This is a genomic window from Candidatus Paceibacterota bacterium (assembly GCA_035452965.1).
GTDB lineage: Bacteria > Verrucomicrobiota > Verrucomicrobiia > Limisphaerales > UBA8199 > UBA8199.
The window spans coordinates 45,689-53,966 of the sequence record DAOTCE010000034.1; the positions used below are offsets into that span (position 1 = coordinate 45,689).

3 protein-coding genes are annotated in these 8,278 nt (G+C 64.5%); 1 reads left to right on the forward strand and 2 read right to left on the reverse strand.

Going from position 1 to position 8,278, the window contains the following annotated elements; genetic code table 11:
* Positions 1 to 141: 141 nt before the first annotated feature.
* Together P5205_18710 and P5205_18715 are read right to left on the reverse strand one after the other, a co-directional pair.
* On the reverse strand, positions 142 to 2,403 hold the full coding sequence (locus tag P5205_18710; GenBank protein HSA12394.1) for a tetratricopeptide repeat protein: 2,262 nt from the start codon (positions 2,401 to 2,403) through the stop codon (positions 142 to 144).
* 106 nt (positions 2,404 to 2,509) lie between these two features.
* The gene (locus P5205_18715) at positions 2,510 to 5,242 is read right to left on the reverse strand and encodes a hypothetical protein (GenBank protein ID HSA12395.1); all 2,733 of its coding nucleotides are present in this window, start codon (positions 5,240 to 5,242) and stop codon (positions 2,510 to 2,512) included.
* 329 nt (positions 5,243 to 5,571) lie between these two features.
* Between P5205_18715 and P5205_18720 the strand changes: the two genes are divergently transcribed.
* Positions 5,572 to 8,247: an HNH endonuclease domain-containing protein gene (locus tag P5205_18720; GenBank protein ID HSA12396.1), complete on the forward strand. Its 2,676-nt coding sequence runs from the start codon at positions 5,572 to 5,574 to the stop codon at positions 8,245 to 8,247.
* The last annotated feature ends 31 nt before the right edge of the window (positions 8,248 to 8,278 follow it).

Sequence of the window (8,278 nt, forward strand, 5' to 3'; positions counted from 1 at the left end):
CTGATGGGGCGGGCACTCTCTGCACGCCGTGGCCCGCAGCGGGCTGCGAGCCTTACCGAAGCGAAAGCCGCCTACGGCAATTACCGTAAATTCGCAGGGTTACTCGTTTCTCGCAAGCGGTTTGAACCAGGGAAGCCCGGCCTACTTCCTCTGCTCAGCGCCGGCCTCGAGGTCCGCCAGGCCCTTTCGCGCCTCGGGGTAGTCGGGGTGCAGCCTTAACGCCTCCGCGAAATGCGCTTTGGCCTCAGCCCGCCGGCCCAACCGCGAAAGGGACACTCCCAAATTGAAATGGGTTTGGAAGTCCCTGGGGTCGGCCTCCAGAGCCTTTTGATAATGGGGAATGGCCTCCTCAAGTTTGTTCTGCGCCCCCAGCGCGTTGCCCAGGTTGCTTTGCGCTCCGGCATGGCTCGGGTTGAGCCGCACTGCCTCCCGGAACTGTCGTTCCGCCTCAGCGTAATCTTCCCGCATGGCATAGCAGATTCCCAGCCCGTTGTAGTTTTCCGCGCGATTGGGGGCGAGTCGCGCTGCGGCCTGGTAGCGCGCGATCGCCTCGTCCAGCTTGCCCGCGTCCGCCAGGCGATTGGCCAGGTTGTGTTCGGCGCTTTCATAGTCCGGCTGCAACCGCAGCGCGGCACGAAACTCAGCCATCGCCGCCTCGGCCTGTCCCTGCTCCTGAAGCGCCAGGCCCAGGTTATGGTGGGCCTGACTGGAGTTTGGGTTCAGCCGGAGGGCCTGCTGATAATTGCCGACCGCCTCAGCCGGTTTCCCTGCATCCATCTGCGCATTGGCCAGGTTGAAGTAATACAAATGCTCGGGCCTCAGCCGGGCTGCGGCGGAGTAATGCGCCAGCGCCTCATCGAAGCGTCTCTGCTTCAGGAGAACCGCGCCGAGGTTATTGTGCGCCTCGGCGTAATTCGGCTCGGCCTTCAGCGCGGCTTCATAATGGCTCGCCGCCTCCGCCAGTTTGTCTTGCCGGCTCAGGAGATTGCCCAGGTTGTAGTGCGCCATGTAGTTGTCCTCATTCACCGCGATCATCCGCTGGAAGAGGGTCTCGCTGCTGGCCCACCACACAAGCTGCTGCCGTGTCAACACCACGCAAGCTACCAGCACCGTGGCGGCCGCGATTGCCAGTCCGGTTGTGGGCGCCCGCCATTGGCGGGCCAAGTCCCAGCCTCCCCACGCCAGCACGATGAAGACGCCGATCAGCGGGATGTAGGTATAGCGGTCAGCCATCGTCTGCATGCCCACCTGCACCAAGCCAATGACTGGCACCAGCATGCCCAAGTACCAAAACCAGCCCACGGCAAAGTAGGGACGCCGTCGAGCCAGCCGAACCACCGCTACCGTTGCCACCACGAGAGCCAGTGCCGCCAGGCCCACCTGCCACGATGGCCAGGGGGCTTTCCGCAGGTAAAGCGCTGCCAGGTTGTCCGGCCAGACCATCTTGCCCAGGTAACGCACATACGACATCAAGGAGTTGGCAACGCGCGCGCCGACAGGGAAGTTGCCCACGTCCAGCACCGCCCCGCCACCGTGTTGCACTCGAAAGGTGATCACACATGACACCGCGCTCAGCAGCAGGAACGGCACCTTCTCCAGCAGCAGCCTGGTCAGAGGTTCGGATTGCCCGCAGGCCGGGCGGGGGGCGCTCATGCCAGGTGCGGAAACCCTGGGCTTTGAACTTCGATGCCTGGATGTCGAATATTGAAGCGCAGGGAGCTGCAGCCGCCGGAGCGGCCAGAAGTCAAGCAGCAGCAACACAAAGGGTAGCGTCACCAGCATCGGCTTGCTCATCAGGCCCAGCGCGAACAAGACCAGCGCCAGCCAATAATAACGGCATTGGCGGCTCGCGACGGGCGATCGGCGATTCGGATTTGGGGCTTCGGACTTCCTCGCGTATGACGCATAGGCCCACAGGGTCAGCAGGAACATGAGCGTGCTTAGCACATCCTTGCGCTCCGCAATCCAGGCCACCGATTCGACATGCAGCGGGTGCAGCGCGAACAGCGCCGCCACGAATCCACTGCGCCAGACCGCCCCGGTCAGCTTCCGCAGCAGGAGAAACAACAGAACGGTGTTGGCGATGTGAAACAGCAGGCTCGTCAGGTGATGCCCCCAGGGCCGCAGGCCGTGAAGTTGGCAATCGAGCATGTGCGACAGCATCGTCAGCGGATGCCAGTTCCGCGCCACTTCGCTCCGCCACACCCACGCCAGTCCCTCTGCGCTCAGCCCCGCCTGCACGTACGGATTGGCCGTGACGTAGTCCGTGTCGTCGTAGTTAACGAACCCATGGCCGGTCACCGGCCAATAGACAGCCAGGGTGCTCAGCGCCAGAAACAGGCAGATCAGCAGCACCCCCTTCCAACCCGCTGTCTCCCGGGGTGTTTGCTCTGCGGCTCTCACGGGCCGCAATCTAGCCAGCCGTGCTGCACCCCCTCAAGCCGTATTACTACTCCACAGCACAGCCCGGTTTCTGGATGCCGCATTTCCAGGGCGCCACCTGAACTGGCTATCGCTCGGGCGGAGAGGTTCGGGCCAGGGTTGGACGCAGGTCGCGCTGGATGTAGTCGGGCCACAGCGGGCAGTTCAGATCCGTCCAGCACTTCACCCGGTGCATCTCGTCGCGCGTCAGTTTGACGTCGTGGTGACCGGGCTGCAGCACTTGCCAGAGTTTGCTCTGAGTCGTGCCGAATGTCAGCGGCTCGGCCCGGTTGTGCTCGCGGCCCCAGGTGTAGTCGAAGTAGTGCACCAAGCCCTGGGTAATGAGCGTCCGGTAGGAGGCCGGAACACGGTCGGGACCGAGCGTGCCCGTCAGGTCCAGCTTGCGCTCGTGGCTGGCGTCGTGGCAGCGCACACAGTGGGTGTCCCACACCGGCTGGACGACTTTCTCGTAGGCAAAGGGAACCGCGCCCCAGGGCGGTGGCTCGATCCGCCGCGGTTCGTGCTGCAACGCGGCTGTCGCGCGCGCGCCGCCGGTCATGGCCCGATCTTCGTGGCAGCCGAGGCAGCTTCGACGCTCGCCGGGCTGGAGTTGGACCACGCTGCGCATCCGCTGCACCTCATTCAATTGCTCGTCCAGGGCCTGGAAGTACAGCACTTTGCCCGCAGGAGCATAGAACGATGCCGAGCCATCCTGCTCCACCGGAACGAGGCCCAGGGAGGCTTTGGCCACGTAACTGGGCCAGCCGTGCGGCCCGCAGACCAGGTGTGTCGGCGAGGCGTAGAAATCCTCGAATGGCGGATGGTCCTGGCGGTACTCACCGTTGGGCAAACGCTGCAGGTCCGCCCGGACCTCCTCACAAACGCGCAGGTACTTGATCCTGCCGCGCGGCACCGCGGGCTCCAGCCCTTGATGAACATCCGCCACAAAGAACTGGCCCGCGCTGTCACTTCCGCCGGTGTTCGGGTTGGTGGCCAGGAGGGGCGGCATCGGCCTGGGCCTCAGGGGCGTGGGGCACATGCTGCTGATTCCGGGATCCAGGTAAAGCAATTCGCGGTTCCCGAAGCGGTCTATGGCATAAAGAGCGAAGTGTTCTTGGGGCGCGTGACTCACCAAAAAGTAATCGCGGGCGATGGGCACCGGGTCGCGGAAGCATTCACGCTTCGCCCAGTCCATGTGGTAATACGGCTTGGCATCGGGCGTGATGTTCGTAATGGCCGCCGGGTTGTAACGGCCCTTGCCAGGGTCAATCAGGGCAATCGGGCCGTTGAGATCACCCCCGTGCGAGATGAGGGTGCAGCACAATTCGCCGGTGCCCGGCACTTCCTGGGCATTCACGTAGCAGTTAAGCGTGTTGTTGCCGAAAACCAGTTCGGGATGCGAGCCGTCCGGCCGGATGGCCCACAGCGTATGCCCAAAATCCGCGCCCTTATCCAGGTACTCCGAGCGGGTCCACAGGATCCGCCCGTCTCTCATCACCGAGGGCGCCCACTCGCTCAGGTTCGCGAAGGACAACGGCTTGATGCCGGTGCCGTCGGCTTCCATGCGGAACAGGACGAAGGCCTGGGGCCGCCAGCAAAGGAACCGGGCCTTGCATCTCGTGGAAATGCACGCGATGCCCCCGTCGGGCAGCGGGCACGGGTAGTAATCATGGAAGGGGCCGTCCGTAAGCTGTTGCGACCCGCTTCCGTCCGCGTTGACTGCGCGGATGTGATAGTATCCGTCCGGCGCGGCACGGTAGCCGAAGTAGATCCGTTTGCCGTCGATACTCGCCGCCGCGTCGCGCGCCACACCGTCGCCGGCCTCGAACAACTTCCGCACCTTGCCGGCGGCGGGATCGAATCTGCCCTCGTGGCGCGGAATCTCCAGCACGCAAACCCCGCCGCCCGGCCGCCATTGCGCGTCCAGAATGTCGCTGTAGTTATGCGACGGCTCATAGGGATGCCGCGCAACGAACAGGATTCGCTGAACCGCCAGCAAGTCGGGATCACGCAGGAAGAGCCTCCTCTTGGCCATGCGGGCCTCCAGGTATTCCGCGTCGCCTGCTTCGGTGCTGCCAGCAGGTGGTCGAGCCGTCTGGGCTATGCGACGCTGCAGGTTCGTCCACGCCCGCCGTTCCGCGGTGACGTCAACCCCTTTGGCGGCGATGCGCTCGAGCAGCGCCTCCATTTGCTTGAGCACACGGTCCACCGGGGCATTCGTGTCCACCCGTGACCAGGTTTCCTGCTCGCAGAGGAAGGCATAGTGGAGCAGGGCACCCCAATCGGCGGTATTGGGCAGTGGAATGCCCGCGCCGGCCACGCACACCGTTTTCCACTGGTGACCGTCCAGGGAAAGCTGGATTTCGAACTGGCTGGGCAGGCGGTCGCGGTAGGTTCCTTCCCGGTCGCGCGAGAACACCACCTGCTTCACCAATGCCGGGGCAGGCAGTTCGATCTGCGCCCATTCGCCACTCGTGCCGGCAGCGATCCAGCTATGGCTGTTACCATACCGCCCGTCGTTGAGATGCGGGACCTGGTGGATGGCATGCCCTGGCAGGCACGAGGATGCGCTGGCCCTGGCTCCCCGGCTGGCGAGCGCCAGGTTCGAGCCCTCGGCTCCGTAGATCTCCAATTCGTCAATGCAGGGCTGGCCAGCTTCGGCCTCGTGGATAAAGAGCCTGATGAATCGCGCCGAAGCGGGTGCGAAGGTCAGAATGTTCGGCTGGTCTGGCTGGGTTCGAAACGACGGCAGCGCCTTGGCGCGCGCGATCGCGGCTGCCTGGGTGAGGTCCGAACCGGCCAAAACGACCAAGGCGATCAACGAGGCAGCTCCTGCGATGAGCCGCCTCCCGCAGAATGACAGCCGCCGGTTTATCTTGGTGTTGCCGAGACGAATCAGGTCAGCTTAACCAGCACTGCCGCCAACTCAAGCGGGAAGATGAGCTCTGCTGCGGCATCAGGGATATTCCTGAATCCTTAGCGAAGCCGGAGCGGGCAGAGGATTGCCGGCCTCGCCACTTTCATCGCCGGGTGAGTTGGTTCCGCAACTCGCGCAGGTCTGAGGGGGTGCGTGGCCAAACGGCAATTGCTTTTCACCAGCGTTCCTGACAGCATGAAGGCCAGCGGACAGGAGCCCTTATGACAACAGACATGAACGAAACGATCTGGGCCTTTGACCTCGGCAAAGGCTCCCTTGGCGAAGCAGTGCGGCGCGGCACGGAGTTCCTGCACAAAGCGTCGCTGCTGCTGCCGGCGGAATTTGCAGAAACCCGAACCGCTGCTTCCCGCCGGCGAATGTGGCGCACGCGGCTGGCGCACCGGGCACGGGAAGGCTGGTTGGATGCCGTTTGGACCCGTGCGGGGCTGCAGCCGCTGCAGAAGCGGACAAGCTGGCTTAACCCCGACACGCAGAAATGGGAACTTAAACTCCCTGCCGACTACCGCCTGGAGCGAGAGTTTGCGCCCCGGCTCGGCGAACCGACCAATGACGGGGCCCCCTGCGATGAGGCCGGAGCCAGGCTCTGCTACACCTCGTGCTTGCTGCGGATCAAGTTGCTGCGGGGTGAGAAGCTCGAGCCGTGGCAAATCTACAAGGCGCTGTGGTCGGCCATCCAACGGCGCGGCTACGATCCCGACATCCCGTGGAAGACCCGCGAGGAACGCCGGAGCCGCCAGCCGGAGGATGACGAAGCAGGCACCCTCAGCCGCATGCAGGAGTTTGAGCGGCACCTGGCCGAGATGGCGCCGGACCAGCCCCAGTACCGCCGGCGCTGCTACTTCGATGCCTGGAAAATGGGGCTGTGGGATCCGGCGCGGCCCGAGGAGTTGAAGCCGCGGCAGGACTGTCAGGCACAGAGCACCCGCAAGCAGATCATGCCCCGCAGGCTTGTCGAAGCGGAAGTGCGCGAGCTGGTCGAGGCCGCCGGCAGGCAGATTCCCGCCCTCGCCGGCAAAGCCGACTACCTCCTGTTCGGCCCGTCCGGCCAGCGCTACGCCTCTTTCTACCCTGCCGAGCGCAAGCGGCACGGCCTGCGCGAGGGCGGCGTGAATGATTGGCAAGGCGTGGTCGGGCAGAAGATTCCGCGCTTCGACAACCGTATTATCGGGAAGTGTGTGCTCATCCCACGCCTCAATGTGTGCAAGGTTCGCAAGGGCGCCGATGGGAAACTCCATCCACAATCACGCCTGGCCGCGGAGGTCGTGTTCCTGATGAAACTCAAGAACATGCGTTTCCAGCAGGGCAGCGGCGTGCGTGGGCTCGCCGCCAGCGAGATAGGCCAAATTTATGGTGACCCCAAGCGCACCAGGCTGGGGCTCACACCGGCCCAGTGGAAGAAATGGTGCCTGCGCTTTGGCGGCCAGTCTCTGCCCGTCCAGGACGAGGCAGTGGCCGAACCGCGCTTCTCCGGGCGCAGCCGTTTCTGCCGGCCGGCTCTGGAGATTCTCAAGCGTCTGATCCTGTCAGGAGATGCCCCGCCGCAGGCGCACGCGAAGGAACTGGCGCGCCTGAATGGGAATACGAACCCCCTCCGGGGCCTGGTTCCCGAGGACCTGAATTTCCTCCTGCAAATGGGCGCAACCTGGGAAGGGCTCTACATCCCGAACCAGAAGCTCGAAGCGTTGGCCCGCGAGACGGGCGACGCGCACGATGCCATCCGCCGCCTCATCGGCTCGCAGAATGATCCTGTGGTCCGGCATCGGCTGACGCTCTTTGCCCAGCGGCTCGACGCTCTCGCCGCGGAATTCGGCGACCCGGACCGCGTGGTGCTCGAATTCGTCCGCGAGGACTTCATGGGCAAGCGGGCCAAGCTGGAGTACCTGAAGTTTCAGCGCGAACGGGCGCGCGAGCGCGCCACGGCTCGCGAAGAGGCGGCCCAGGCCGGCGCCACTGCCAAGGAAGCGGGCCTGAAGATGGAGCTCCACAAGGCCCAGGGCGGCATCTGCCTTTACACCGGCGAGGGGCTGGCCGTCACCTCGCTCGATGATTACGAAATTGATCACATTGTCCCGCGCGCCAGGGGCGGCCCGGATGCGATACTGAACAAGGTGCTGACCACGCGCCAGGCGAACCGTGACAAGGCCGACCACACGCCCCACGAATGGCTGGCCGCCAAACCGGGTTGGGACGCCTACGTCGAGCGCGTGGGCAAGCACCGCGGCACGCTGCGGAACAAGAAGGTCCAATTGCTGACCTCGCCCGACGCTCCGGCCCTGGTGGACAAATACACCGCGCTGGCCGAGACAGCCTGGATTTCCAAGCTGGCCCAAACCATCGTCGCTCTCCGCTTCAACTGGCCCGGCGGCATCAGCGGCGGCGAGCGCAAGGTGACTGTGGTCTCCGGCGGGCTGACCGGCCGGATCCGGCGCCAATACAAACTCAACCGCTTGCTCAATCCGGAAGCCGAGTCAGAGGCGGAGGCAGAAAAGAAGAACCGGGACGACGCCCGGCACCACGCGCTGGATGCGATGGTGATCAGCTTTATCCCGAATTGGGCGCGCAATGCCAGGCTAACCGGCTCCTTCCGCTTCCCGGACGGAGCGCACCAGGAACTGTTTGCCAGGGAGATTGCCGAAGTGGTTCCCAGGAACGTCGCGGTGGAGAAGCCGGCCCTCGAGGAGACATTTTACGGGCGCCGAACCATCCAGGGCCGCGAGTTTGCGGTGGGGCGCGAGGAACTCGCGGGGCTGGCGGTCAGGCTGGTAGCCGGCAAGCGCGTCCTGAAGCCGCGGGCGGCTATTGACACCCACTGCATCGTGGACGCCCGGCTCCGCGCCGATGTGGAAGCGTTCCTGGAGGCGAATCCGGGCCTGATACGGTTTCCATAGTTGTTCACAACGACGCGGGGTGCGGCTCTCG

What these genes read in the sequence shown, in the direction of transcription:
- P5205_18720 (HSA12396.1), top strand. Translation starts at nt 5,572, where the DNA reads ATGAACGAAACGATCTGGGCCTTTGACCTCGGCAAAGGCTCCCTTGGC.